The organism is Providencia sp. PROV040 (genome assembly GCF_032706145.1).
GTDB lineage: Bacteria > Pseudomonadota > Gammaproteobacteria > Enterobacterales > Enterobacteriaceae > Providencia > Providencia hangzhouensis.
In genome coordinates this window covers 3,008,845-3,033,371 of the sequence record NZ_CP120530.1, presented here as the reverse complement: position 1 = coordinate 3,033,371, position 24,527 = coordinate 3,008,845, and the positions used below count along the sequence as shown (strand labels likewise).

At 42.8% G+C, this 24,527-nt stretch carries 27 protein-coding genes; 21 read left to right on the top strand and 6 right to left on the bottom strand.

Annotated elements, in window-relative coordinates:
- Positions 1-39 precede the first annotated feature (39 nt).
- The 7 genes from P3L40_RS14020 to P3L40_RS13990 all read left to right on the top strand — a co-directional run bounded on the left by P3L40_RS14020 (position 40) and on the right by P3L40_RS13990 (position 6,948).
- Positions 40-1,725, top strand: a complete 1,686-nt coding sequence (locus P3L40_RS14020) for a methyl-accepting chemotaxis protein (protein ID WP_136135229.1) — start codon at positions 40-42, stop codon at positions 1,723-1,725.
- 116 nt (positions 1,726-1,841) lie between these two features.
- Entirely contained in the window at positions 1,842-3,410 is a 1,569-nt protein-coding gene (locus P3L40_RS14015) for a methyl-accepting chemotaxis protein (protein WP_136135228.1), read from the top strand.
- 133 nt (positions 3,411-3,543) lie between these two features.
- A complete protein-coding gene (locus tag P3L40_RS14010; protein WP_094961163.1) occupies positions 3,544-4,380 on the top strand; it encodes a CheR family methyltransferase in 837 nt (278 codons plus the stop codon).
- Positions 4,380-5,447, top strand: coding sequence for a chemotaxis response regulator protein-glutamate methylesterase (locus P3L40_RS14005; protein WP_094961164.1), 1,068 nt, complete (start codon positions 4,380-4,382; stop codon positions 5,445-5,447). The genes P3L40_RS14010 and P3L40_RS14005 overlap by 1 nt, the downstream gene beginning before the upstream one ends.
- 41 nt (positions 5,448-5,488) lie before the next feature.
- Complete coding sequence (gene cheY / locus P3L40_RS14000; protein WP_004255705.1) at positions 5,489-5,881, top strand: chemotaxis response regulator CheY; 393 nt, start codon at positions 5,489-5,491, stop codon at positions 5,879-5,881.
- Positions 5,882-5,905: 24 nt separating this feature from the next.
- Positions 5,906-6,544 (top strand): protein phosphatase CheZ, encoded by a 639-nt coding sequence (locus tag P3L40_RS13995; protein WP_094961165.1) that lies wholly within the window; start codon positions 5,906-5,908, stop codon positions 6,542-6,544.
- An 86-nt stretch (positions 6,545-6,630) separates the two neighbouring features.
- The gene (locus P3L40_RS13990; protein WP_004255698.1) at positions 6,631-6,948 is read left to right on the top strand and encodes a helix-turn-helix transcriptional regulator; all 318 of its coding nucleotides are present in this window, start codon (positions 6,631-6,633) and stop codon (positions 6,946-6,948) included.
- A gap of 42 nt (positions 6,949-6,990) precedes the next feature.
- Here P3L40_RS13990 and P3L40_RS13985 read toward each other — a convergent pair whose 3' ends face one another.
- From P3L40_RS13985 to P3L40_RS13975, 3 genes are read right to left on the bottom strand one after another with little or no spacing between them, the layout of a single operon-like run.
- Positions 6,991-7,548, bottom strand: a complete 558-nt coding sequence (locus tag P3L40_RS13985; RefSeq protein ID WP_210852622.1) for a hypothetical protein — start codon at positions 7,546-7,548, stop codon at positions 6,991-6,993.
- A 15-nt stretch (positions 7,549-7,563) separates the two neighbouring features.
- Complete coding sequence (locus P3L40_RS13980) at positions 7,564-7,872, bottom strand: CcdB family protein (protein ID WP_004255694.1); 309 nt, start codon at positions 7,870-7,872, stop codon at positions 7,564-7,566.
- The gene (locus tag P3L40_RS13975; RefSeq protein ID WP_004255691.1) at positions 7,872-8,099 is read right to left on the bottom strand and encodes a type II toxin-antitoxin system CcdA family antitoxin; all 228 of its coding nucleotides are present in this window, start codon (positions 8,097-8,099) and stop codon (positions 7,872-7,874) included. The genes P3L40_RS13980 and P3L40_RS13975 overlap by 1 nt, the downstream gene beginning before the upstream one ends.
- A 263-nt stretch (positions 8,100-8,362) precedes the next feature.
- Here P3L40_RS13975 and flhB point away from each other — a divergent pair, with 263 nt between their 5' ends.
- From flhB to P3L40_RS13960, 3 genes are all read left to right on the top strand, one after another.
- Positions 8,363-9,514 (top strand): flagellar biosynthesis protein FlhB, encoded by a 1,152-nt coding sequence (gene flhB / locus P3L40_RS13970; RefSeq protein WP_165879716.1) that lies wholly within the window; start codon positions 8,363-8,365, stop codon positions 9,512-9,514.
- Positions 9,507-11,606, top strand: a complete 2,100-nt coding sequence (gene flhA / locus P3L40_RS13965) for a flagellar biosynthesis protein FlhA (protein WP_004255687.1) — start codon at positions 9,507-9,509, stop codon at positions 11,604-11,606. The genes flhB and flhA overlap by 8 nt, the downstream gene beginning before the upstream one ends.
- Positions 11,607-11,838: 232 nt before the next feature.
- Positions 11,839-12,117: a helix-turn-helix domain-containing protein gene (locus P3L40_RS13960; RefSeq protein WP_210852623.1), complete on the top strand. Its 279-nt coding sequence runs from the start codon at positions 11,839-11,841 to the stop codon at positions 12,115-12,117.
- Between the two features lie 46 nt (positions 12,118-12,163).
- Here P3L40_RS13960 and P3L40_RS13955 read toward each other — a convergent pair whose 3' ends face one another.
- From P3L40_RS13955 to flgA, 3 genes are all read right to left on the bottom strand, one after another.
- Positions 12,164-12,604, bottom strand: coding sequence for a flagella synthesis protein FlgN (locus P3L40_RS13955; protein ID WP_004255682.1), 441 nt, complete (start codon positions 12,602-12,604; stop codon positions 12,164-12,166).
- A 9-nt stretch (positions 12,605-12,613) separates the two neighbouring features.
- Positions 12,614-12,916 carry a flagellar biosynthesis anti-sigma factor FlgM gene (flgM, locus tag P3L40_RS13950; RefSeq protein ID WP_210852625.1) on the bottom strand — a complete coding sequence of 101 codons (303 nt, stop codon included), beginning with the start codon at positions 12,914-12,916 and terminating at the stop codon, positions 12,614-12,616.
- Between the two features lie 313 nt (positions 12,917-13,229).
- A complete protein-coding gene (gene flgA / locus P3L40_RS13945; RefSeq protein WP_210852673.1) occupies positions 13,230-13,868 on the bottom strand; it encodes a flagellar basal body P-ring formation chaperone FlgA in 639 nt (212 codons plus the stop codon).
- Positions 13,869-14,105: 237 nt separating this feature from the next.
- Between flgA and flgB the strand changes: the two genes are divergently transcribed.
- The 11 genes from flgB to flgL all read left to right on the top strand — a co-directional run bounded on the left by flgB (position 14,106) and on the right by flgL (position 24,378).
- Positions 14,106-14,519 (top strand): flagellar basal body rod protein FlgB, encoded by a 414-nt coding sequence (gene flgB, locus P3L40_RS13940; RefSeq protein WP_004255669.1) that lies wholly within the window; start codon positions 14,106-14,108, stop codon positions 14,517-14,519.
- A 5-nt stretch (positions 14,520-14,524) separates the two neighbouring features.
- On the top strand, positions 14,525-14,929 hold the full coding sequence (gene flgC, locus P3L40_RS13935; protein ID WP_096864712.1) for a flagellar basal body rod protein FlgC: 405 nt from the start codon (positions 14,525-14,527) through the stop codon (positions 14,927-14,929).
- Between the two features lie 12 nt (positions 14,930-14,941).
- Entirely contained in the window at positions 14,942-15,799 is an 858-nt protein-coding gene (locus tag P3L40_RS13930) for a flagellar hook assembly protein FlgD (protein WP_094961172.1), read from the top strand.
- A gap of 27 nt (positions 15,800-15,826) precedes the next feature.
- The gene (gene flgE, locus P3L40_RS13925; RefSeq protein ID WP_210852626.1) at positions 15,827-17,086 is read left to right on the top strand and encodes a flagellar hook protein FlgE; all 1,260 of its coding nucleotides are present in this window, start codon (positions 15,827-15,829) and stop codon (positions 17,084-17,086) included.
- Positions 17,087-17,101: 15 nt separating this feature from the next.
- Positions 17,102-17,857, top strand: coding sequence for a flagellar basal body rod protein FlgF (locus tag P3L40_RS13920; RefSeq protein ID WP_109911160.1), 756 nt, complete (start codon positions 17,102-17,104; stop codon positions 17,855-17,857).
- 18 nt (positions 17,858-17,875) lie between these two features.
- On the top strand, positions 17,876-18,658 hold the full coding sequence (gene flgG, locus P3L40_RS13915) for a flagellar basal-body rod protein FlgG (RefSeq protein WP_004255657.1): 783 nt from the start codon (positions 17,876-17,878) through the stop codon (positions 18,656-18,658).
- 69 nt (positions 18,659-18,727) lie between these two features.
- Positions 18,728-19,510, top strand: a complete 783-nt coding sequence (locus P3L40_RS13910; protein ID WP_375373117.1) for a flagellar basal body L-ring protein FlgH — start codon at positions 18,728-18,730, stop codon at positions 19,508-19,510.
- 35 nt (positions 19,511-19,545) lie between these two features.
- A complete protein-coding gene (locus P3L40_RS13905) occupies positions 19,546-20,649 on the top strand; it encodes a flagellar basal body P-ring protein FlgI (RefSeq protein ID WP_210852628.1) in 1,104 nt (367 codons plus the stop codon).
- Positions 20,649-21,629, top strand: a complete 981-nt coding sequence (flgJ, locus tag P3L40_RS13900; RefSeq protein ID WP_094961175.1) for a flagellar assembly peptidoglycan hydrolase FlgJ — start codon at positions 20,649-20,651, stop codon at positions 21,627-21,629. Before P3L40_RS13905 ends, flgJ begins: the two co-directional genes overlap by 1 nt.
- 141 nt (positions 21,630-21,770) lie before the next feature.
- Positions 21,771-23,414: a flagellar hook-associated protein FlgK gene (flgK, locus tag P3L40_RS13895; RefSeq protein WP_094961176.1), complete on the top strand. Its 1,644-nt coding sequence runs from the start codon at positions 21,771-21,773 to the stop codon at positions 23,412-23,414.
- A 28-nt stretch (positions 23,415-23,442) separates the two neighbouring features.
- On the top strand, positions 23,443-24,378 hold the full coding sequence (flgL, locus tag P3L40_RS13890; RefSeq protein WP_036957851.1) for a flagellar hook-associated protein FlgL: 936 nt from the start codon (positions 23,443-23,445) through the stop codon (positions 24,376-24,378).
- Positions 24,379-24,527: the final 149 nt, after the last annotated feature.

The window sequence follows — 24,527 nt, the reverse complement described above, 5'->3', positions numbered from 1 at the left end:
GATATCCAAAATACAACAAAATTATGTTAGTAAAACGTCATGTACAGTCGAATTAAAATCGTATCGGGACTTTTGTCCGTCATTTTTATCTTTATTTTACTGCAACTGGTATCCAGTGGGTTGATGTTTACCAAACTGGGCGATAACAGCGACAGCATTAGTTATTTGAATTCCTTACAACGCCAAAGACAAGTCTTAACAGAAAGTTGGGTTAATTTGTTACAAGCCCGGGCGAACTTAAACCGCTCTATCAATGCCTATTTGCTCGAAGGTCGTAAAATTCAAGACGATGCAACGACAGAAGACTTGATTAAAGCCGCTAAACGTAACTTTAAATCAGCGGATGACGCTTACGCACGTTATAACAAGCTGATGCAAAGTTCAGATTATGATAAAGCCAAATTTGAAAAGCTGTTTAGCACCTATGAAACCTATCGTGATGCGTTAATTAAGCTAAGTGAATTCGCTGAAAAAGGTGACCTTGAAGGTTTTTATGCACACAGAACCTCAGGGCACCAAGTGAAATTTGAAGAGCAATTTAACGCTTATTTTGCGGATATCTCTGCTGATTTCCAGGCCGAAGTCGTTAACGCAGATAATAACTATCGCCAATCGTTATATATGTTGGTGACGTTATCTATCGTACTCGCTTTGATTGGTTTCTTCAGTTATCGCTATGTTCGTAAAGGTATTATCGAGCCACTCGGTATCTTAATTGAACGTATTAAAGTCTTTGCTTCAGGGGATTTAACACCGAATGTGACAACAATTGCCAAGAATGAAATTGGTGAATTGGCCAATGGTGTTCAACACATGCAACAAGAGCTGATTAATACGGTTCGAGGTGTGCTAGATGGTAGCGAAACTATTTACCAAGGTACAACCGAAATTGCAGCAGGTAACAATGACTTGTCAGCACGAACTGAGCAACAAGTCGCTTGCTTAGAAGAAACTTCAGCCAGTATGAGTGAACTGACTGCCACTGTTAAACAAAATACCGAATACGCTCACCAAGCGAGTGAATTTGCAAACCAAGCGTCAGTGATAGCAAAAGAAGGCGGCAAAGTGGTATCTAATGTCGTTAGCACCATGCTGAATATTGCGGATAGCTCACAGAAAATCTCTGATATTACTGCAGTTATCGATAGCATCGCTTTTCAAACTAACATCTTAGCGCTTAATGCGGCAGTTGAAGCGGCAAGGGCAGGTGAGCATGGTCGTGGTTTTGCTGTGGTGGCTGATGAAGTGCGTAATTTAGCACAACGCAGTGCTGATGCGGCTAAAGAGATTAAAACGTTAATTGAAGATTCAGTGTCAAGAACTGGGACAGGCGCTCGCCAAGCAGAAGATGCGGGCGAAACAATGACCAAGATTGTCGAGTCTGTCACACGTGTCACTGACATTATGACGCACATTGCAACTGCATCAGACGAGCAAAGTAAAGGAATTGCACAGGTCAGCATCGCTGTTGCAGAAATGGATAAGGTTACACAGCAAAATGCGTCGCTGGTTGAGCAGTCTGCGGTTGCCGCCAATGTATTGGAAGAACAAGTGGCAAAACTGTCGCAATTGATTTCCATCTTCCGTTTACCACCATTAAAACAAAGCGAAATACGCAATATTCAGCCGGCAGCAAGAACGGTTTCAAATATCGTTAAAACGCCGGATCTGACAAAACTGTCATCGAAAGAACATAAAGATGATGACAATTGGGAAACTTTCTAACGGTTAAGCTCAGTCTTTCGCTGCAAGGCTTTGGTTTTGCAGCGTTTCTGTGCATTAGAAAACAAGGCAATGTTTCAGAGGTTCAGTTCTCTTAGCTGGCACAAGTGGGGATTTCTATGTTTGGTAAAAATATCCGAATTTCGGTGAGTTTGTATCTACTTCTCATTTTATTTTGTGGGATGCAGATTGTGTCTAGCGGGGTTTCTGTCGGGATTGTTGTAAGTGAATTAAAATCTTTAGAGCGTATTGATTTGGGGTCTGATAAGCGAGCGATGCTTGAAGAAACCAGTAAACACCTAATGCAAGCACGCAACAGCTTAACGCAAATTGCTTTGCTGCATAAAGTGGGTGGTAACGAACCGTTGATTGAAGAAACGAGAGTAACTTTTGATAAATTACTCGAAGAAGCTGAGAAAGATTACACCACGTTTAAAAACCAGCCTCTTTTGAGTGAGAAAGAAAATCTCGCCGCTCTTGAGGCTCGGTATCAAGCCTTTGTATTGACACTCAAAGCATTAAAAACACATTTAGATAATAAAGATATTGCAGCCTATATTGAACTTCCTGCCCAAGAAAACCAGGATCAGTTGGAGCAAGTTGTCGAGGAATACCTTGAATTACTGAATGCTGAAAGCGACGAATCTCTTGCGGTAGCAAGAATGTATAACACCTTCGCTTGGAGTTCATTTTGCTCAGTGATCGTCATTATCATCGCGGTTATTGCATTTGCTCATTATTGGATGAAACGTAAAGTAATTAACCCACTGAAGAGTATGGGAGAGCACTTTGCATTAGTGGCTGATGGTAAACTCAATCAGAAAATTGAAGTGACGACCCGTGATGAAATCGGTGAGGTATTTGGCAAGCTAAAGGATATGCAGGAGTCTTTAGTGACTTCAGTGACCGCCTTGCGTTCAAATACTGACCAAATGTATACCGGTATTCGTGAAATTGCTTTAGGTAATAATAACTTATCTTCACGTACTGAGCAGCAAGCAGCATCACTCGAAGAAACTGCGGCTAGTATGGAAGAGTTGACAGCAACCGTTAAGCAAAATGCGGATAACGCACGTCAAGCCAGTGAACTTGCTGTTAGTGCATCGAAAACCGCAACGAAAGGTGGAGAGATCACCGAAGACGTGATTGACACCATGACTTCCATTTCTAATAGCTCACAAAAAATCAGTGCCATTATTAGTGTGATTGATGGGATTGCTTTCCAAACCAATATCTTAGCATTGAATGCTGCCGTTGAAGCCGCTCGAGCAGGTGAACAGGGGCGCGGATTTTCTGTGGTTGCTGGTGAAGTTAGAGCGCTAGCTCAGCGCAGTGCGGAAGCGGCAAAAGAAATTAAAACCTTGATTGATGAGTCTGTCGGTAGAGTGAGCCAAGGTTCTCAGCTTGTTAATGAAGCGGGGGAAACTATGAGTGAGTTAGTTGCAGCTGTTAACCAAGTTACTGAATTAATGGGCAACATTGCTTCTGCTTCCAATGAACAAAGCCGTGGTATTGAGCAAGTCGCCACAGCGGTAAGCCAAATGGATTTAGTGACACAACAAAATGCGGCATTAGTGGAACAATCGACCAGTGCGACGGCGGCGTTAGAAGACCAAGCAAACAACTTAGTTGATACGGTTGCATTCTTTGAATTACCCGAAAGTCATTTAAATCGTAATCGGCGTTAAGTGTTGTGAAAATTCGTTTCTGAATTTTCGGTGGATAACCGTAACAGGTTATTTTTCCTTAGGTTATCCATCCTAAAAGGCAGCCAAATAACTGGCTGCCTCTGGGTTTTTATTGAATAGGACGACAAGTACGATGCTTTTTGTACCACAGGTAGAACCACTGACTGATGATGAGTTTGGTCGGGTTTGTCGATTTATTCATAAAAAATCAGGCATTGTCCTCACCATGAATAAAAAAAATATGGTCTATAACCGGCTGTTAAAGCGGTTACGTGATTGTAATATCGACAATTTTTCCGACTATTTGCGGATGTTAGAGCGTGAGCCTCACCATGCAGAGTGGCAAGCTTTCGTGAATGCTTTGACGACAAATTTAACTGCGTTTTTTCGTGAACCGCACCATTTTGTGACGTTAGCGGACTTTGTTCGTACGCGTAAAAATAGTGCCATTAATATTTGGTGTGCCGCATCTTCAACGGGAGAAGAGCCGTATTCGATAGCAATGACATTAAGTGATGTGCTTGGGCCGAATGCCATCAATGCCAAAGTGATTGCCAGTGACATTGACACGGAAGTGCTAGAAAAAGCGAAACAAGGCGTGTACCGCGTAGAAGAGCTGAAATCATTAACGGCATTACAGCGACAACGTTATTTCATGAAAGGGGTTGGTGAATTTGACGGTTATGCACGAGTCAAACCTGCATTGCGCCAAATGATTGAATTTCGTTACTTAAACTTGAGTGACCATGACTGGCAGATGCAACATCGGTTTGATGCGATTTTTTGTCGTAATGTCATGATTTATTTTGATAAAGAGATGCAGATAAAAATGCTAGAGCGTTTTGCTCCATTGCTTAAGCCAGACGGATTACTGTTTATCGGGCATTCCGAAAATTTATCGCAGTTATCACAAAGTTTCGTTATTAAAGGGCAAACCGTCTACAGCTTGCAAGCGGCGAGGAGGGGGTAATGAAAAAGATTAAAGTGCTATGTGTGGATGACTCAGCACTGATGCGCCAATTAATGCGCGAAATTATTAATAGTCACGAAGACATGATTGTGGTTGATACTGCACCAGACCCTTATGTTGCACGTGACTTAATCAAACAGCATGAACCGGACGTGATCACGTTAGATGTGGAAATGCCGCGAATGGATGGTATTGATTTTTTAGAAAAATTAATGCGCTTACATCCAATGCCTGTGGTAATGGTTTCAACATTAACGTCGAAAGGTTCGGAAGTGACATTAAAAGCGTTGGAATTAGGTGCTGTGGATTTTGTCACGAAACCACAAATTGGTATTCGTGAAACCATGATGAGTTATCGAGATATTATTGGTGAGAAAATTCGCGCAGCAGCCATGTCTAAAATTACTCAGCGCAGCCGCTTTGCCCGCCCTGACAAAAAGGTTAATGAGCCAGTTTCTCAAGCGAAAGCACTCTCTCCCTATGTTTGCAATAGCCGTGTGATTGCGGTTGGCGCATCGACCGGAGGAACGGAGGCAATACGGCAATTTCTGGAAATGTTACCTCATGAATGCCCTCCGGTAGTGATCACTCAGCATATGCCAGCGGGTTTTACGCGTTCTTTTGCTGATCGCTTAAATAAGCTCTGTGTATTGACCGTAAAAGAAGCTGAACACAACGAACTATTACAAAAAGGCCATGCATATATTGCCCCAGGCGATTCGCACATGTTGATTGCGGATAAAGGCAAGGGATTTCAAGTTATTTTGCAACAAAGCGAACCTGTTAACCGGCATCGTCCTTCTGTTGATGTGTTGTTTGATTCAGTCGCTCAATGTGTTGGGCGAAAATGTATTGGCATTTTATTGACAGGGATGGGGATGGATGGCGCGAAAGGGCTATTAAATTTACGTAAGCAAGGGGCAATCACTTACGCACAAAACGAAAGTAGTTGCGTGGTGTTTGGTATGCCTCGCGCGGCGATTGAATTGGGGGCTGCGGATGAGGTGCAAGATATTCTCAAGATTGCCCCAAGTGTTTTAGCAAGACTTTCTTCTGTCACGGTTTAAACCGTGACAGGAATTCACAATTGTATTTTGAAGGAGTGGTTATGGCCGCTAAAGATCTCAGTTTTTTGGTTGTCGATGATTTTTCTACAATGCGACGTATCGTCCGTAACTTATTAAAAGAGCTCGGATTTAACAAAATAGAAGAAGCAGAAGACGGTGTTGATGCTTTAGAAAAAATCCGTACAGGCAGCATCGATTTTGTTGTTGCTGATTGGAATATGCCAAACATGGATGGCCTTGAGTTGCTTAAAACCATTCGTGGTGATGATGCCTTGAAGCATATCCCAGTACTCATGGTGACAGCAGAAGCGAAAAAAGAAAATATTATTGCCGCTGCACAAGCGGGTGCGAGTGGTTATGTCGTTAAGCCGTTCACTGCCGCTATCTTAGAAGAAAAACTGAATAAAGTATTTGAAAAAATGGGGCTGCAATAACAGTGCGTGCCAAAGGAGATTTTCATGACTGAGCAAGTGGGTATGGAAGGTATTCGCAATGGTAATGATGATTTAAAACAAGTCATTACGCGCATTGGTACGCTAATGAGAACGCTGCGTGAAAGTATGCGCGAATTGGGGCTAGAAAAAAGCGTTCAACAGGCAGTGGCGAGTATTCCAGACGGAAAAGATAGGCTGCGTTATATCGCCCAAATGACGGCGCAAGCGGCAGAAAAAACCTTAAATGGTATTGATGTCATCAAACCACTGCAAGTGGAAATGAATAAAAATGCGCAGGTATTGCAACAGCAGTGGCAAGAAACCGCTGGAGATGGGGTTCCTGCACAATTGCGTGAGTCAACAGAAGCTTTTTTAGGGCAAGTGATCCAAGACAGCGAAACCACCAAAGCAGAGCTGTTAGAAATCATGATGGCGCAAGATTTCCAAGATTTAACAGGGCAAGTCATCAAAAAAATGATGGAAGTGGTTGAAGAAGCTGAAAAGCAACTGCTCGCACTGTTAATGGAAAATACACCACCTGAAATGCGTGCGAAAACGCAAAACGAAAGTTTGCTCAATGGCCCACAAATCAATAAAGAAGGCGTAAATGTGATGGCATCACAGTCTCAAGTTGATGATTTGCTTGATGAACTGGGCTTCTAATCGCCGACAAGTTTTTAATTCAACTACTCTAATTACATAGGGTTAGGGTAGTTTTATTGTATTTGCGTTACAAGGAGAGGATTGCAATGATAAATAACGATTTAATTTCTACTTTTGTGATTAAAGAAAAAAAAGAACCAAAAGAAATAGTTCAAGAAAATGATGGAGATATTAATGAGTGCTCTACTGAATTACAGATGAGACAGGCGTTAATTAATCAACTCAAAAAAGCACGTTTAGCCAATAATTTAACCCAAATTCAAATTGCGGAAAAAATGCAAACTCAGAAGCAGAACGTGTCCCGTTTGGAAAAAGCGCAGTTCGACCCAAAATTAGGCACATTATTAAAATATGCAGAAGCGGTGGGGATGCGGATTACCTTGGATTTTTCCTCTAAACCTTGAATTATATAGAGCCTATGAGTATTCAGCTGAACAATTTAATTGCTAATCATGTTGATAAACAGCAATGATTTTACTACCAAGTATTTGCTCAAATTCCTCGATAAAATTATCGCGTATATCCCAATTATGAAAACTAAAACCTAAATTGCCGAATGCCCATTGAGGGTCAAACTGCCATTCATTAAGTGAGCCATGAAAATCGCAATAAAAACAAGCGAGATTTTCTGGTTTTCCTTCATACCAATCCGTAACAGTATCACTCCATGCATGGCTATGCTCACTTTGTTCCTGATTACATTGTGGGCAATAAATACCAAGGCCATTTCCCCCTGCATGAAAAACTGTTCGTTCTGTCACGATAGACAGGTAGTTTTTTAGCGTATCTTCAGGAAGTTGAGTTGGGACGATTTCATCATTAATTACGTACAAAATGGGTTCTTTGTGAGCAGGCGTAGGACGATAAATTACTTCACCATACTCGATACTTTGAAAGTCAGGGTCGATAATACCTTGATGTTTTAGCCAATTAAGCATACGTAAGGCTTCTTTTGGGGCATCTTCTAAAGTGATATCTGGGGCAACAAGGTGGCAAGTATCCATAATAACCCTTCATTGTTAAAAGCCATCAATCAGTAAGTCAATTGCGTGTTTAATGGTGTCTCGCTGGCTACTTAAGTCAACGATTTCTTTCCCTAATAATGAATGAGGGACGCAAGCCATTTGGTGAGTCATTAAAATAAAAACCTGCCCGTTGATTGATAATTGTGGATTTAAGCGTACAGGTAATGGCTTTTTAACTAGCCTGCTATCGAATAACGGGATGACTAAACGAGTATTCAATATATCAATAATGTTACTTTGAATATCCAGTAAATATGGGTATTTGACTGTATCTTCTCGGTTTTGATAGAGGCAATATTGCATTAAAAATCCTTGTATTTATCTGAGAGTAATCCATATTCTTCATTTATCCTGTTTAACTCATTAAAGCCTTCGACATTGTCATTTTTCCATTTTTGCGCTTCGAGGCGTTTTAATTCAGCTTGTAAGGCACAAGCCAGTATTGCTGATAAGTTAAGTTTAGCCCGCCTTGCTTGTTCGTAGAGTTCAGGCGCGACAGTGACACTGACGGTTTTTTTTGTTCTATTCATAGATGCCCCTTATACACGTGTTATGACACGTGTACTTTAGCACAGCTCATCGATCACGATAGGGATTTTATCAACAAATATTGCCATTATCAGAGTATCTTTAATTTATTGCGATTATTTGCGAAACCCTTCGCAAAGTTGCCGCCTTATTGTTCAATAGCCAAATAACCCCCTTGAACTGCGTCTATTTTCCACCATTGATTTTTTTACACTCTGTCATGCTATAGCGATAACTCGTATTTTCATTACATTTTGGAACCGCGGTGTCCGACGAGAGTGATGTAGAAAAAACCGAAGAGCCCACGCCCCATAAAAAGCAAAAAGCCAAAGATGATGGGCAAATCGTTCGTTCAAAAGAACTTAGCTCGCTAATGATGATGTTAGCAGGCGTGAGCTTGCTATGGCTAAGTGGTGGACACCTCGCGGCACAATTGCGGCAAATTACTCGTCAGGGTTTTATTTTTGATGGCCACTATTTACAAAATACAGGCTTGATGATCAGTTACTTAGGGCGTGTGGTCAGTGAGGCGTTATTTGCCTTATTACCAGTCATTGGCGGGTTAGCTTTGGTTGGCATTTCTGCATCATCATTAGTCGGTGGGCTCGTTTTTAATAGCAAGTTGATTAAATTTGATTTGAAAAAGTTAAATCCAATCAAAGGGCTAAAACGTATTTTTTCGATGAATGCCTTATCTGAGTTATTTAAAGCGATTTTGAAATCCTTATTTGTTGGTTTGGGCGCGTTTATTTTTCTTTGGCAAAGTTGGCCATCGTTACTGCATTTAGTGATGGAATCACCCGTTACGGCGCTAAGTAATGCACTGCAAAAAGTGATTTTTGCGGGATATTTAATCGTATTTTTGCTTATCCCAATGGTGGCTTTTGATGTTTTCTATCAGTTTCGTTCCCATTTGAAAAAATTACGCATGAGCCGTCAGGAAATTAAAGATGAATTCAAGCAGCAAGAGGGTGACCCGCAGATTAAAGCCAAAATTCGCCAACAGCAGCGTGCGATTGCGCGTAACCGAATGATGGCGGATGTTCCGAAGGCAGATGTTATCGTCACTAACCCAACACACTATGCGGTCGCCCTTAAATATGATGACAAAAAAATGGGGGCACCCAAAGTATTAGCGAAAGGAGCTGGAGTATTAGCTCAGCGCATCAAAGAAATTGGTGAAGAGCACCGAATATTACAGTTAGAAGCACCGCCTCTTGCTCGTGCGCTATACCGCCATGCGGAGATAGGACAAAGCATTCCTGTTGCATTATATGCCGCGGTTGCAGAAGTTTTAGCATGGGTTTACCAATTGCGCCGCTGGCGCCGAGAAGGTGGGCTCAGACCCAAAAAACCGAAAAATTTACCAGTGCCACCGACGCTGGACTTTGCTGGAGATAACAATCGAGATGGCTAATTTGGCTTCATTATTAAAATTGCCGAAAAATTTACAAGGAACGCAGTGGCAAATACTGGCCGGCCCGGTTCTGATATTAATGATCCTGTCGATGATGGTATTGCCATTACCGGCTTTTTTATTGGATTTACTGTTTACCTTTAATATTGCACTTTCCATTATGGTGTTATTAGTGGCGATGTTCACAAAACGCACATTAGATTTTGCGGCATTTCCTACCATTTTGCTATTTGCAACTTTATTGCGCCTCTCTTTGAATATCGCCTCGACGCGAATTATCCTGTTAGATGGCCATACAGGACCAGATGCTGCCGGGAGAGTTGTCGAAGCCTTTGGCCACTTTTTGGTGGGTGGCAACTTCGCCATCGGTATTGTGGTATTCATTATTCTTGTGCTGATTAACTTTATGGTTATCACTAAGGGGGCGGGGCGTATCGCGGAAGTGGGCGCTCGCTTTGTGTTAGATGGCATGCCAGGTAAGCAAATGGCCATCGATGCCGACTTGAACGCGGGTATCATTAATGATGATGAAGCGAAAAAACGCCGCGCGGAGGTTACGCAAGAAGCGGATTTCTATGGTTCGATGGATGGTGCGAGTAAATTCGTGCGAGGAGATGCTATCGCGGGGATCATGATTATGGTGATCAACGTGGTTGGCGGGTTAATCGTTGGTGTAGGCCAGCACAATATGTCTTTGGGAGATGCCACCAGTGCCTATACCTTGCTGACTATTGGTGATGGGCTTGTCGCGCAAATTCCAGCTTTGATTATTTCCACCGCTGCTGGGGTTATTGTCACTCGTGTGGCAACAGATGAAGATGTGGGTGAACAAATGGTCACTCAATTATTCAATAACCCAAGAGTGATGTGGTTGAGCGCTGGGGTTCTAGGTTTAATCGGTTTAATACCGGGTATGCCTAACTTTGTATTTTTACTGTTTACCGCGGCACTGGCTGCCCTTGGTTGGTATTTAGTCCGCAAATCCCAACAACCCGAAAGTAGTGCGGGGGATAATAGCCAATCTCAGCATTTTCAAGAAGCCAATAAAGTGGTTGAAGCCACGTGGGATGACGTTCAATTAGAAGACTTGTTGGCGATGGAAGTGGGGTATCGGTTGATCCCATTAGTCGATAATGACCAGCAAGGTGAATTATTAGGGCGACTACGTGGTTTACGTAAGAAATTTGCTCAAGAAGTGGGGTATTTGCCACCCGTGGTGCATATCTGCGATAACTTAGCGCTTTCCCCTTGTGAATACCGAATTCTAATTAAAGGCGCGGAAGTTGGGCGGGGGGAAGCACAGCCAGGGCGTAGTCTGGCTATTGACCCAGGTAATGCGGCTGGGTCGTTACAAGGGGATGTCACTAAAGAGCCAGCATTTGGTTTACCCGCCATTTGGATTGATGATGATTTGCGTGAGCAAGCACAAATCCAAGGGTATACTGTGGTATCCGCGAGTACCGCGGTGGCAACTCACTTTAATCAAATTTTACTGCAAAACTCCAGTACCTTATTTGGCCGCCAAGAAGCCCAAATGTTGTATGACCGCGTGAAAAAAGAGATGCCAAAATTGGCAGATGACCTGATCCCAGATACGATTTCATTAACGATTTTGCACCGCGTTTTACAAAACTTATTAATGGAAGATGTGGTGATCCGCGATATGCGTACCATCATTGAAACCTTGGCTGAAATGGCAGGAGAAAATGGGGAAAACAAAGATACCGATTACTTAACATCCCAAGTGCGCATTGCATTAGGGCGAGCAATTACACAGCAGTGGTTTGGTAATGCAGAAGAAATTCAAGTGATTGGTTTAGAGGCTAGCCTTGAGCAGATTTTGCTGCAAGCCGCGAAGAACGGCGGTGGGTTAGAGCCGAACTTGGCGCAGTTTATTCAAACTCAAGCGGAGCAAGCTGTAGCTCACCAAGAAGCGATGGGCGCGCCTACAGTGCTGTTAGTTAACCATGGATTACGCTTGATTTTATCGCGTTTCTTGCGGCGCAGTCTGCCGCAGCTGGTGGTCATGTCGAATTTAGAAATGACGGACCACCGTAAGATAAGAATGACGTCGATGATCAGTGGTAGTTAATTTTATCGGTATTATTTGACATTTAGGTACAGTATTAAAAAGAGGAAAATCGCCAACATGATGTGTGATTTTCCTCTTTTTTTATTCCATGGGTTTGCTTAATTAGGATATATTTTTTTCTTGTACATGGTAATTTTTACTATAGTAAAAATTATGGTGGGCTGAAGCTAACCTGTTGGTGGGGATTCATTATGAGTAATAAAATAAATGAGTTACTGAAATTTTCTCAAGAATGGAAGCAATTGGTGCTGCTGATGGTACTGAGGCTCGCCGTATCGAGGTGCGGATAAAAGCACAAGAGCTCAAGAAAAAATTCACTAATCCTAAGCCTATGACAGGAGAGGATATTAAACGTATTCGTGAGCAAAATAATATTTCTCAGTCTTCTCTCGCTTTGATATTAAATATGACCAAGGAAAGTGTTTCCAAATGGGAAATAGGGGAAATTAAACCAAATGGTGCAGCATTAAGGCTACTCACATTAATTGATGAAAAGGTGTTTATTATCTAATAAATGCAAGGATAATCCTTTTTAGTTTAAAAAGGCAAAACACACCTTAAATTGAAATTTTCTTACCTAATGCAGGGCGCTTTGACTCTAAACCATCAGCACCATAAGTGGATTGGTTATTATGTTTTTTCACAAAGTTTAGGCGCTGAGCATTCAGCTCAATATGCAGTTGCAGCATTTGGTGATTACGATAATTCAGCTCTTTTAGCTCAGTTGTTAAGCTTTTAATGGCTTCCCATACACCCGTTAGTGCATTATTTCCTTCATAAGGTGCGCTGATTTCAGCTTGTGCTTCTAACGCTAAGCGGTTTGTTTCACCATGGCCGATAGCAGCAACTAAAAACCGTTTTTGCTCAGTGGTTTCTTGAAAAGGCGAAGGCGGCACACGGTGATAACCTAGTAATAGCTCTTCATTTTTCATCACTATTTGTAATGATTGCAAATGAGCGAGTTGTTGCTCAAGTAATATCAGTAATTCGTCAGTCATAATCGTTATTTATTTCATTGATAACATACATTCATGGGCATCGCGCAAAATTCCATCAGCAATTTTTTCAGCATCCATTGTTAGGGTGCCATCTTTGATTGCTTGTTTAATTTGTTCAACTTTAGCACTATTAATATCACTTGCTTGAGGTTGCAATAATTTTTTTTGTAGCTCACTAGGAGCAAAAGAACTCTCTTTAACGATTTCATCGGCAGATACTTTTTTATCCCGCATCGGGACTGTCGCATCTTGCGGATCGCGGTTTGTCACCTGAGTCAGTGCAGAAATTGCAGATGTTTGCTCAATAGCCATAATGTATTTTCCTATTTCCGATTTTTTTCATATGTCAGTTATCGGCTTATGTTTATGAATCTTTAGTGTATATAGTGTTACAAAATATTGCACTACTCGTCATACTTCAAGTTGCAGCGTTGTTGACTGCGCTCAGCTCGCCGAATCACATACTCATGTATGCTCATCGGCCTCTCTTCACTTGTCGCCTAGCTGCCACTCGAATTATTTAGAGTATATACTCGTGATGCTTCAAGTTGCAGCGTTGTTGACTGCGCTTCGCTAGCCGAATCATAGATTATGTATGCTCATCGGCCTATCAGTGGAGAGCGCTTTATTTTAATGCCACTTGAACGCTGCCATTTTCTAGCGCTTCCCCATTTACAACTTGCCCATTTAACAATCGTACACGGGTATTTTGGCCGGCAGTAGCATTATTTATTGCTCTTCCTTCGTATTTCACTGAAAAATTATCACCACTAGCGAATACAAATACAGTTTGCCCTGCTTTTATTGCCCAAGGCTGCCTTATCATTGATTTTGTGAATGTTTGACCTGCTGGAATATTACGCAGGGCTACTGCTCCGCGAAGTGCAATTTTGTCTGTACTTGCGCCTGCGGGGAGTTTATGCAATAAGCCTTTTTTGGTTCCGATATCAACAAATTGTATGGGTTCCCCTCTATTTATATTGCGTGTTGCCACGTAATACTGGCCTGTCACATTCACTGTTAGCTGAATAAATTGCTTTTTTTTACCACATTGCACAAGAAGGGACACATTCCCCATATTACGCCCGCCAATAGGTGGGTTGATTTGTGGCTTCTCGCAAATAGGCCAACGTTCAATTGGTGTTTTGATTTCGATTGAAACGTGGGTTTTCTTGCCATGAATTTGGCGAAAATAATGGTTAATATCTTGGGGTAATGACGCTTGAGAAAGCGCTGGAGTAAGACCTAACAAACTGATTACCATATATAAAGGCAATTTTTTAGTGTAATACATCCCGTTTTATCCCCCCAGTAAGCAAACTTTTTCACAATTGCAGTTTACGCAGCTGCGTAATAATGAATGAGCCAAATAGGTCAATTATTTTGCCTTTATCCCGCCATTAGATTTTTTAGTAGGCCGCTAAGATATGCGGGTCGAATTTTAATTTTTACTCGCGAACGTTCAAATTCAGGGATCGCGTTATCTCCATTGAGGACCACTATGATTGATAAATTAAACGCCACGTTTGCTTTCCAGCAACAGGCTTTGTCAATACGCGAAGCAAGGCAGACTGTATTAGCTTCAAACATTGCTAATGCCGACACACCCGGCTACCAAGCACGTGATATTGACTTTAATCGTCAACTTCAACAAGCCATGGATAAAGGTGTGGTAGGGGGAAAAGGTGTGACTCTTGCTGTCACTTCGAAAGGGCATATTGAAGGCCGAGGGGGCAAAGCGCCAAATATTGACCTGAAATATCGTGTTCCTTACCAAACCTCAATGGATGGTAATACGGTAGATATGGACATTGAACGTAGCCAATTCGCAGATAACACCCTGAAATATCAGGCCGACCTTACATTTATCAATAGCCGCGTCAAAAGTATGTTGGCTGTCTTACAGCAAGGGTAATTGCCATGGCTTTACTAAGTATTTTTGATATCTCCGCATCGGCATTGACCGCGCAATCTCAACGTTTGAATGTCAGTGCGAGCAATATGGCCAACGCAGAAAGTATCGTGGGGCCAGATGGCCAACCATATCGCGCAAAACAAGTTGTTTTTCAAATGGCACCGCAAGGGCGTCACGAAGTGGGAGGCGTGCGTGTGAGTGAGCTGATAGAAGACCCTACGCCACCCCGTATGGAATATAAGCCCGGTCACCCGTCAGCGAATGAAAAAGGCTATGTGCAAATGCCAAATGTCGACATGGTTGGTGAAATGATCAATACCATTTCAGCCTCTCGTAGCTATCAAGCTAACTTAGAAGTGATGAATACAGCAAAAACATTGCTGCAAAAGACACTGACTATAGGCCAGTAAGGGAGCATTTTCATGGGAGTTGCAGCCACAATGTACGACTCTTTGGATAATACGACAGCTGGCCCTCAGCCAGCTGCGAGTAATGTGCCAAAGAAAAGTCAAAGTGACGATATGCGTGACACTTTTTTAAAAATGATTGTCACGCAAATGCAAAACCAAGACCCAACAAAACCAATGGAAAATACGGATTTAACCAGCCAATTGGCGCAAATAGCGACACTTGAGAGTATGAATAAACTCAGTGATAGCGTGAGTGGTATTTCCCAACAAATTGGTTCAGGTCAGTCATTGCAAGCCACTCAGTTGGTAGGTAAAGGTGTGCTTATTCCGCGCAATGAAATCATCTTAGCGCCGCTCAAAAAAGCGAGCACAGGTGAAGACAGCAATGTGATTAAGCCATCAAACCCGCTTCCAGACGAAGGCATCAGCCCAAATAGCCCTTCAATGTTTGGATTAAGTAACAAAGATGCCATTGAAGGTGAAGAGGGCACTGAAGAGCCGCAATCTGAATATATTTCCTCGCCGTTTGGCTTCTTTTTGCCGAAATTGGCGGACAATGTTGAAATTACCATTCGCGATAAAAACCGAATGGTTGTGCGAACCATTACCTATGATACGGAAGTTAAACCCGATATCTATGATATGGCATGGGATGGCCGTGATAACAACGGGAACTTAGTCACCGATACAACAGGAAAATATTACTTTGATGTGAAAGCTGTTAGTTCAGGAGCTGAAATCGAAGTGACCAAACTGGGGTATACCCGTGTTAACGGTGTGACTCCTGGAGCTGACGCACCATTACTTGATGTTGGCATTGGGCAAAGCGTCCCGCTGAGCAGCATTTTCAAAGTTTATCCATCTTCTTAATTTACCCCCAATACTCATGGAGAAAATATGTCTTTTTCACAAGCAGTCAGTGGCTTAAATGCAGCCTCAGCGGGGCTTGATTCAATTGGTAATAATATTGCCAACTCCGCAACAAATGGTTTTAAAGGGGCGACGACCTCATTTGCAGATATGTTTGCAGGTTCAGGTGTTGGCCTAGGCGTTAATGTGGCCGCGGTGACACAAAATTTTAAAGATGGTCCAATCACGCGTACGGATAGAGCGACAGACGTGGCCATCTCGGGCAATGGTTTTTTCCGCGTACAAGACCAAAACGGTGATACTTATTACAGTCGTGATGGTCAATTCTTACGTGATAAAAGCGGTAATTTAGTGAATAACCAAGGTATGGTGGTCACAGGCTATCCGGCGAGTGTTGATGAGAAAGGAAATGTCACCATTCAAAGCGGTGGAGTTCCTGCTGGTTTGAATATCCCAACGGATATGATGGATGCGAAAAAATCTGAGTTAGCGAAACTGACGATAAACCTTAATTCTGAAGATAAAATCAAAGATAAACCATTTGATGTTAATAACCCTGATGATTCAGCAACCTACAATTTCAGTACGACCATGACGGCGTATGATAGCCAAGGTAACACGCATGAAATCTCCGTGTACTTTGTAAAAAGCGCGGATAATGAATGGAAAGTGTATGCTAAAGATGCGAACGACAAGGTTGCAACGCAATTAATCAATACTGAGGATGTAGACGATACCGTTGTTGTTCATAATAAATTAATTTTTGATGGTAATGGCCGTTTGTCAGCCCCTACAGATGCCACTTTTGACTTTAATTATAAAGGGTTAAATGGCGCAAATGATGGTGTTCTTAGAGTTGATCTAAATAAAACTCGTCAACAAAAAGTCAGCGAGTCTTCCGTTAGTGCGATTGATGTGAATGGCTATCCTGCCGGTGAATACACCACCTTCAAAATTGAAGATAACGGTTTAATTACTGCTAACTATTCTAACCAACAAAAACGTGTGGTTGGTCAAGTGGCATTATCTGCTTTCGCAAATCCAAATGGTCTGGTATCCCAAGGTGGCAACGTTTGGGCCTCTTCTAATGCGTCAGGTAACCCGATGGACGGCGTTCCGGGTGTCGGTCAGTTCGGTAAATTAACCAGCGGTGCGTTGGAGTCTTCTAACGTGGATATGAGCCAAGAGTTAATTAGCATGATTGTGATGCAGCGTAATTACCAATCAAACGCGCAAACCATCAAGACACAAGATCAGATGTTACAGACGCTGGTTAACTTACGATAAAACAAGAGGGTGGCCATGGATCACGTCATTTATACCGCGATGGGAGGAGCGCGTCATGCGCTGGAAAACCAAGCGATTGTTTCAAATAACATTGCCAATGTGTCAACCGCAGGCTTTAAAGCGCAATTGTCCGCAATGCGTGCCGTGCCGATAAATGGTGACAGCGAGCAAACCAGAACGCTGGTGGTGGCATCTACTCCCGGCGCTGATATGAGCCAAGGGCCACTCAATTATACGGGTAAGCAAACCGATGTTGCGTTAAATGATAAGCATTTTTTGGCTGTTGAATTAGCGGATGGCACAGAAGCTTATACCCGTAACGGTAACATTCAAGTGTCTAGTGAAGGTGAGCTTGTTATTGGTGAGCGCCGCTTACAAGGTGATGGCGGGCCGATTAACGTTCCGCCAAATGCGGAGTTAACTATTGGCGCTGACGGTACCGTTACCGCGCTTTTAGCGACTGACCCGCCAACGATGTTAGGGCAAATCGGGCGCTTGAAAGTGGTTGAAGCACAGCCGCAAGACTTGATCCGTGGCGAAGACGGTTTGTTTCATTTATCACCACAAGGGCAAGCGGCAAATGGCAATGCTTTGCCACAAAGCGAACGAGGCATTGTCACTGCGGGGGTGATTGAAGGCAGTAATGTCAATGCCGCAGAAGCCATGGTTTCGATGATTGCCAATGCAAGGCACTTTGAAATGCAAATGAAAGTTGTCCGCAGTGCTGATGAAAATGCACAACGCGCCAATCAACTGCTCGCGGTTAGCTAAATACAGTAAGGAATTATTATGATCCGCTCATTATGGATTGCTAAAACAGGGCTTGATGCTCAACAAACTAACCTTGATGTTATTTCTAATAACTTAGCCAACGTTAGTACCAATGGTTTCAAGCGCCAACGCGCTGTTTTTGAAGATTTAATGTACCAAAATATTCGTCAGCCGGGTGCCATGAGTTCAGAACAAACCTCGTTACCATCCGGTTTACAAATGGGAACGGGTTCGCGCCCTGTTGCCACCATGCGTATTCATGCGCAAGGCGCATTAAATAAAACGGGAAATACCAACGATATTGCTATCCGAGGCCAAGGTTTTTTACATGTGCAAATGCCTGATGGTACGGATGCTTACACCCGTGATGGCGCATTGCAGCCAAACCAAGATGGCCAGTTAGTGACCTCAAGTGGTTACCAAATCGTTCCTGCGATTATGATCCCCGATAACGCGAATAGCTTGTCGATTGCGCGCGATGGTACCGTGACCATTACCGTCTATGGCGATAACCAACCACAGCAAATTGGCCAAATTACATTAACCACCTTCATTAATGATGCTGGTTTGGAAAGTATGGGTGAAAACCTGTATATGGAAACCGCAAGTTCGGGCGCACCAAATGAGAGCGCACCGGGGACCAATGGCGCCGGTTTACTTTATCAAAACATGTTAGAAACCTCTAACGTCAATGTGGCAGAGGAGTTGGTCAATATGATCCAAACTCAACGTGCTTATGAAATCAACAGTAAGGCGGTATCCGCTTCTGACCAAATGTTACAGCGCTTAACGCAATTGTAATGGGTAAAAATACGTAAAAATAACTCATTGCGATAGTGATGAGTTATTAATGAGAGGGATCTCTTCGTGATGATAAAACGTACACAGCAGCAAAAGAGTAACATGATGATTGAAAGCGGCACGATTTCTCAACAGCAAAAAGCAGCGTTGCTAACACGTTTCATAACACCTAAACAGGCAGGGTTACTTGCCATTTTGGTCTTAGTTACCAGCGGTTGTGCACAAATCAAATCGCGTCCATTAGTGGACACACAAACCACGGCAATCCCAACAGCACCGACAGCACCAGCACCCAATGGCTCGATATTTCAAAGTGCGCAACCCGCTTATTATGGCTATCAGCCATTATTTGAAGACCGGCGCCCTCGTAATGTTGGGGATATTTTAACCATTAACTTGCAAGAAAACGTTAGCGCGAGCAAAAACTCCTCAGCGAATGCCAACCGTAGTGGAAAAACAGGTTTCTTAGCCGCGATATTACCGGGTTTCATGCAAGGGTGGATTGGCGGTAAAAACACAGAATTAGATATTAAAGGTAACAGTGACTTTAGCGGCAAAGGCGGTGCCAATGCCAATAACACCTTTAAAGGCACCATCACTGTCACAGTCGACCAATTATTGGCGAACGGTAATTTACATGTGGTTGGTGAGAAACGCATCGCGATAAACCAAGGTACTGAGTCGATTCGTTTCTCAGGAGTGGTTAACCCGCGCACTATCGGCTCAGACAATCATGTGAGTTCGACACAAGTCGCTGATGCACGCATTGAATATGTGGGTGACGGCTATATTAACGAATCGCAAAACATGGGATGGCTACAACGCTTTTTCTTAAATGTTTCGCCTTATTAATTAAACATTAGCGAGAAAACAGCCGAGAGAATTCAATGAAAAACAAAGTATTAATTTTGCTATCACTATTTTTTTGCTTCACTTATTCAGCATACAGTGAGCGTATTAAAGATTTAACTACCGTACAAGGTGTACGAGATAACGCGTTGATTGGCTATGGTTTAGTCGTTGGTCTGGATGGGACAGGTGACCAAACCATGCAAACTCCATTTACCACTCAAAGTTTGAATAACATGCTGTCGCAAATGGGGATTACGGTGCCGCCGGGTACCAATATGCAATTAAAAAATGTGGCGGCGGTCATGGTCACCGCGAAATTGCCGCCTTTTGCGCGTACTGGGCAGTCCGTGGATATTGTGGTTTCCTCAATGGGTAACGCGAAAAGCTTACGTGGCGGTACGTTGTTGATGACTCCCTTAAAAGGGGTTGATGGACAAATCTATGCGATGGCTCAAGGTAACATCTTAGTGGGTGGTGCGGGAGCCAGTGGCGGCGGCAGTAGTATTAAGGTTAATCAACTCAATGGCGGCCGTATTACCGGTGGAGCAACTATTGAACGCGAATTACCGAGCAGTTTCGGGCAAAACGGGGCAATTAACCTGCAATTAAACGAAGATAGCTTCACATTGGCACAAGATATTGCGAATGCAATTAACCGTATGGGCGGTATGGGGACGGCGTCTGCGTTAGATTCTCGGACAGTGCAATTACTGGTTCCTGCCAATAATCGCGACCAAGTGCGCTTTTTAGCACGGGTACAGGAGCTTAATGTACGTGCGCCAGTGGCTGAAGCGAAAGTGATCCTCAATTCACGCACCGGTTCTGTGGTGATTAACCGCAGTGTAACACTAGACAGCTGTGCTGTTGCACATGGCAGTTTAGCGGTCACAGTCGAAAGACAAACTCAAGTGAGCCAACCGGACACCCCATTTGCAGGTGGGCAAACCGTAGTCACTCGTAATACGAATGTTGGGGTACGTGATCAGGGTGGGGCACTCCAAAAAGTCAACGCAAGTGTGCAATTAAACCAAGTTATTCAAGCCCTAAATACACTCGGTGCAACGCCAAACGACTTGATGTCGATACTGCAAGCGATGGAAAGTGCGGGTTGTTTACGTGCAAAACTGGAGATCATCTAATGAGTGACATGCAGCTATTGCAAGGTGCCGCATTTGATTTACAGTCACTGGGACAGTTAAAAGGTGAACTGAATAAGAATTCGGAGCAAGGGCTGCGCCATGTCACGCAGCAACTTGAGGCAACATTCGTTCAATTGATGCTAAAAAGTATGCGTGACGCACTCCCACAAGATGGCTTATTTTCCAGCGACCAAACACGCATGCTCACCAGTATGTATGACCAGCAAATCGCCCAGGACCTGTCGCAAAAAGGTTTAGGTTTCGGGGAAATGATGTACCAGCAGCTTACACGAGACCAACACACGTCAAGTGGGCCCACATCCAATAGCCTGTTGCCGTTAGATGAAAAAACAGTGCAATCATTACCGCCATTTAATATGGAACAAATGATGCGCCATTTTACACCAATGGGCGATGCATTATCGGCACCATTCCAAAAAATCAAAGCGTTATCGCTTAATAGCAGTAATTTTATTAGCCGTTTAATTGAACCTGCAAAAGCGGCAAGCCAAAACAGTGGTATTTCACATTTTCTGCTATTGGCACAAGCGGCATTAGAAAGTGGTTGGGGCCAGCGAGAAATTCTGAAATCAGATGGAAAAACCAGCCATAACCTGTTTGGTATAAAAGCGGGAAAAAACTGGCAAGGGCCCGTCACGAATATTATGACAACAGAAGTGATCAACGGAAAAACCATCAAAATGCGGGATGATTTTCGCGTTTATGGCTCTTATGAAGAGGCGATTGCCGATTATATCAATTTATTGACGGAAAACCCGCGTTACAAAGACGTCAAAAAAGCGCCGACACCAGAGATTGCTGCGCGCCGTTTACATCAAGCCGGGTATGCCACAGACCCAGGTTATTCGGACAAACTGATCACCTTGATTAACCAGATACGTGGTCATCAACCCGCGGCGAATACCTCTGCATCAAGGGCTGTTCAGGCATATACCATAGACTTAAACGATATTTTCTAAAAATCCGGAATTATTGCGCGTTTGGACTAAATAATTACGCTGAATTTCCGATAACCAAATATGCTCTAAATAATTTGCGTTGCTATCGCTTTCATTGTGTCAGCCAATGATGGCGATAAGCATCCAGAACAGGAAAAGCTTATGCTGAACAATGTAATGAATAATGCGCTCAGTGGTGTGAATGCTGCACAAGGCGGGTTAAGTGTTATTTCTAACAACTTAGCTAACGCAGGTGTGGGTTACTATCATCGCCAAAGTGCTGTTTTCGGGGAGAATCCCGGTACGATGACACCTAATGGCTATTTTGGTAACGGCACTTATTTCAGCCATGTTCGCCGTGAGTTTGACGAATTTATCAATGCGCAGTACAGCCAATCCCGCGCACGTAGCGGTGACTATGAGGCATACGTTAAGAACTGCAATAAAGTTGATGATTTGCTTACTAATGATATTGAAGATATTTCAAGTAATATTGGTAGCTTCTTCACCGCGTTAGACGCTGCCTCCAGCGATGCAAGTGACAAAACCTTGATTGACGTTTTCTTAGGAAACTCAAATGCATTATTAGGCCAGTTTAAAGAAGCGGATCGTCGTTTGCAGGAAATGGAACGGGATATTAATCACCAGATAGAAAATAAAGTGAAAGATATCAATATTTACGCTGAAAAAATTGCGGGTTTAAACCAGCAAATTTCGCGGATCCGTTCTGTGAGTGGTTCTGAACCTAACGATTTATTAGATGTGCGTGACCGTTTAGTTAATGAAGTTAACTCATTAGTTGGTGTCAAAGTTATCGAACAAAACGGTAACTATAACGTGACGTTTGCTAATGGCTTACCGTTAGTCACGGGTGAAAAAGCGAATCGCTTAGAAGCCGTCCCTTCTTCTAAAGATGATAGCCGTTTTAGCATTGGCTTTGTGGGCGCGAATGGCCAAGCACGGGAAATTCCTGATGAGTCATTCCGTGGTGGGGAACTCAGCGGTATCTTGCGTTCTCGTCAAGAAGTTATGGACCCGGCTTATCAAAAACTCAATAAATTAGCATTGGTTTTTGCGACCAAATTCAATGAAGTGCACAGCAAGGGGTACGATGCCAACGGCAACACCGGTAAAGACTTCTTTGAAATTGGTAAAGGCTCTGTTGTTAGCAACACTCATAATAGTGGTAAAGCAGACTTTGATCTCAGTTATAGCGATGTGTCTAAAGTCACAGGTAATAACTACGAAATGCGCTTTGACGGCAATGAATGGAATGTCACACGTTTGCCAGAAGGTATTAATGTTCCTGTGGATTCAAATACGGCAGGTACACTGAAGTTTGATGGTTTAGAGATCAAAATCAGCAACAGTACTGGTATGTCAAAAGGTGACTCATTCTTGGTAAAACCAGTAAGTGGTGTAATCAACGGTATGCAGACCTTGGTCAGCAATGCATCCGATTTTGCGGCGGCTGGAAGTAAAGACAGTGGCCCAGGTGATAATGAAAACATTAAACAACTGGTTAAACTGCAAGACGAAAAATTGATTGATGGTAGTTCTACGTTCTCTGATTTCTATGCAACGTTAGTTAATGATGTGGGCAGTAAAACTAAACAAGCGCAAATTGATTCTGAAACACAGAACAAAATGACCGAGAGCTTCTATGAGCAAGAACAAGCTATCTCGGGCGTGAATATGAATGAAGAAAGTATTCAGATGCAGAAAATCCAACAGTTTTTCAATGCCAATGCGCAAGTATTAAAAACGGTGGATGATTTATTTAACGCATTAATGCGTGCATTCTAAATATTAGCGATAGGATAAGGACTTAGCGATGCGTTTAAGTACCAATATGATTTATCACCAACGCTTACAAGACATGAACAGTGCGCAAGCGCGTTGGATGGATGCAGGAAGTCAATTAGCTTCTGGTAAGCGTGTAAGCAAGCCTTCTGATGACCCGCAAGCGTCTTCGCAAGCGGTGCGGATTAACCAGTCAGAGAACCGAAATCAACAGTATGTTGCTAGTCGTGGGTTTGCCAAAACAGGAATGACGCTGCAGATGAGTATTTTGACTCAGATGACAGATGTGACGACGCAAATTGATACCACCATTATTCAGGCATCAAACCAAGGTGCTTTAAGCGATAAAGACCGTAATACTTTGGCTGAGCAACTCACGGGTTTGAAAGAACAATTAGTGGCGTTAGGTAACTCGACAGATGGAAATGGTCGGTATATTTTCGCAGGTTTTAAATCAGATAAACCGCCATTTGAAATTGATGCTAACGGTGATGTGTTGTATCACGGTGGCGATAAAGCGATTATGCAGAATGTGGCGAGTGACCGTGAGATGACGACTTATTTCACTGGCGCACAAGTGTTTGAAACCGATAGCAATAATGTGGTCAATATTTTTAAAGCGCTGAACACAGGTATAGAATCACTGAAAAAGCCATTGCAAGGCGCACCACAAGCAGATTTAGACCAAGCGCAAGCTGAGTTAGGTGAAGCGAACCGAGCCATCAAGTCCGCATTAGATCAAATTTCTAATATTGAAGCTAAGCAAGGCTTACAATTACAAGAAATTGATAAATTAGATTTTTTAGCGGATACGCGCTCGATTCAAAATGCGGCTCGCAAAAGTGAGTTGTTAGAAACTAACTGGACTGGCACCACCACAGATTATTATAAAGAAAAAGCGATGTTTGAAGCCTCACAAAGTATTTTTAAAGACTTAAACAGCATGTCACTTTTCGGCAGCCGTTAATTATTTAATATTCTTTTTACTCACCGCGCTTTGGAGCCATTCAAGCGCGGTTTTTTTGTTTTAATTAGTTGCCGAGATTATTAAATTAAAGTTTCATTATTTAATATTGTTATATTTAAGGAAATACTATTCAATATAATTTAAATTGA

Coding starts and splice junctions, on each gene's coding strand:
- flgJ (WP_094961175.1), top strand. CDS start 20,649: ATGAGTGACATGCAGCTATTGCAAGGTGCCGCATTTGATTTACAGTCA.
- flgG (WP_004255657.1), top strand. CDS start 17,876: ATGATCCGCTCATTATGGATTGCTAAAACAGGGCTTGATGCTCAACAA.
- flgA (WP_210852673.1), bottom strand. CDS start 13,868: ATGGTAATCAGTTTGTTAGGTCTTACTCCAGCGCTTTCTCAAGCGTCA.
- flgL (WP_036957851.1), top strand. CDS start 23,443: ATGCGTTTAAGTACCAATATGATTTATCACCAACGCTTACAAGACATG.
- flhA (WP_004255687.1), top strand. CDS start 9,507: ATGGCTAATTTGGCTTCATTATTAAAATTGCCGAAAAATTTACAAGGA.
- flgM (WP_210852625.1), bottom strand. CDS start 12,916: ATGGCTATTGAGCAAACATCTGCAATTTCTGCACTGACTCAGGTGACA.
- P3L40_RS13920 (WP_109911160.1), top strand. CDS start 17,102: ATGGATCACGTCATTTATACCGCGATGGGAGGAGCGCGTCATGCGCTG.
- P3L40_RS13960 (WP_210852623.1), top strand. CDS start 11,839: ATGGAAGCAATTGGTGCTGCTGATGGTACTGAGGCTCGCCGTATCGAG.
- flgB (WP_004255669.1), top strand. CDS start 14,106: ATGATTGATAAATTAAACGCCACGTTTGCTTTCCAGCAACAGGCTTTG.
- P3L40_RS14005 (WP_094961164.1), top strand. CDS start 4,380: ATGAAAAAGATTAAAGTGCTATGTGTGGATGACTCAGCACTGATGCGC.
- flgC (WP_096864712.1), top strand. CDS start 14,525: ATGGCTTTACTAAGTATTTTTGATATCTCCGCATCGGCATTGACCGCG.
- flgE (WP_210852626.1), top strand. CDS start 15,827: ATGTCTTTTTCACAAGCAGTCAGTGGCTTAAATGCAGCCTCAGCGGGG.
- P3L40_RS13995 (WP_094961165.1), top strand. CDS start 5,906: ATGACTGAGCAAGTGGGTATGGAAGGTATTCGCAATGGTAATGATGAT.
- cheY (WP_004255705.1), top strand. CDS start 5,489: ATGGCCGCTAAAGATCTCAGTTTTTTGGTTGTCGATGATTTTTCTACA.
- P3L40_RS13980 (WP_004255694.1), bottom strand. CDS start 7,872: ATGCAATATTGCCTCTATCAAAACCGAGAAGATACAGTCAAATACCCA.
- P3L40_RS14015 (WP_136135228.1), top strand. CDS start 1,842: ATGTTTGGTAAAAATATCCGAATTTCGGTGAGTTTGTATCTACTTCTC.
- P3L40_RS14010 (WP_094961163.1), top strand. CDS start 3,544: ATGCTTTTTGTACCACAGGTAGAACCACTGACTGATGATGAGTTTGGT.
- P3L40_RS13990 (WP_004255698.1), top strand. CDS start 6,631: ATGATAAATAACGATTTAATTTCTACTTTTGTGATTAAAGAAAAAAAA.
- P3L40_RS13975 (WP_004255691.1), bottom strand. CDS start 8,099: ATGAATAGAACAAAAAAAACCGTCAGTGTCACTGTCGCGCCTGAACTC.
- P3L40_RS14020 (WP_136135229.1), top strand. CDS start 40: ATGTACAGTCGAATTAAAATCGTATCGGGACTTTTGTCCGTCATTTTT.
- flgK (WP_094961176.1), top strand. CDS start 21,771: ATGCTGAACAATGTAATGAATAATGCGCTCAGTGGTGTGAATGCTGCA.
- P3L40_RS13985 (WP_210852622.1), bottom strand. CDS start 7,548: ATGGATACTTGCCACCTTGTTGCCCCAGATATCACTTTAGAAGATGCC.
- P3L40_RS13955 (WP_004255682.1), bottom strand. CDS start 12,604: ATGACTGACGAATTACTGATATTACTTGAGCAACAACTCGCTCATTTG.
- P3L40_RS13910 (WP_375373117.1), top strand. CDS start 18,728: ATGATAAAACGTACACAGCAGCAAAAGAGTAACATGATGATTGAAAGC.
- P3L40_RS13905 (WP_210852628.1), top strand. CDS start 19,546: ATGAAAAACAAAGTATTAATTTTGCTATCACTATTTTTTTGCTTCACT.
- P3L40_RS13930 (WP_094961172.1), top strand. CDS start 14,942: ATGGGAGTTGCAGCCACAATGTACGACTCTTTGGATAATACGACAGCT.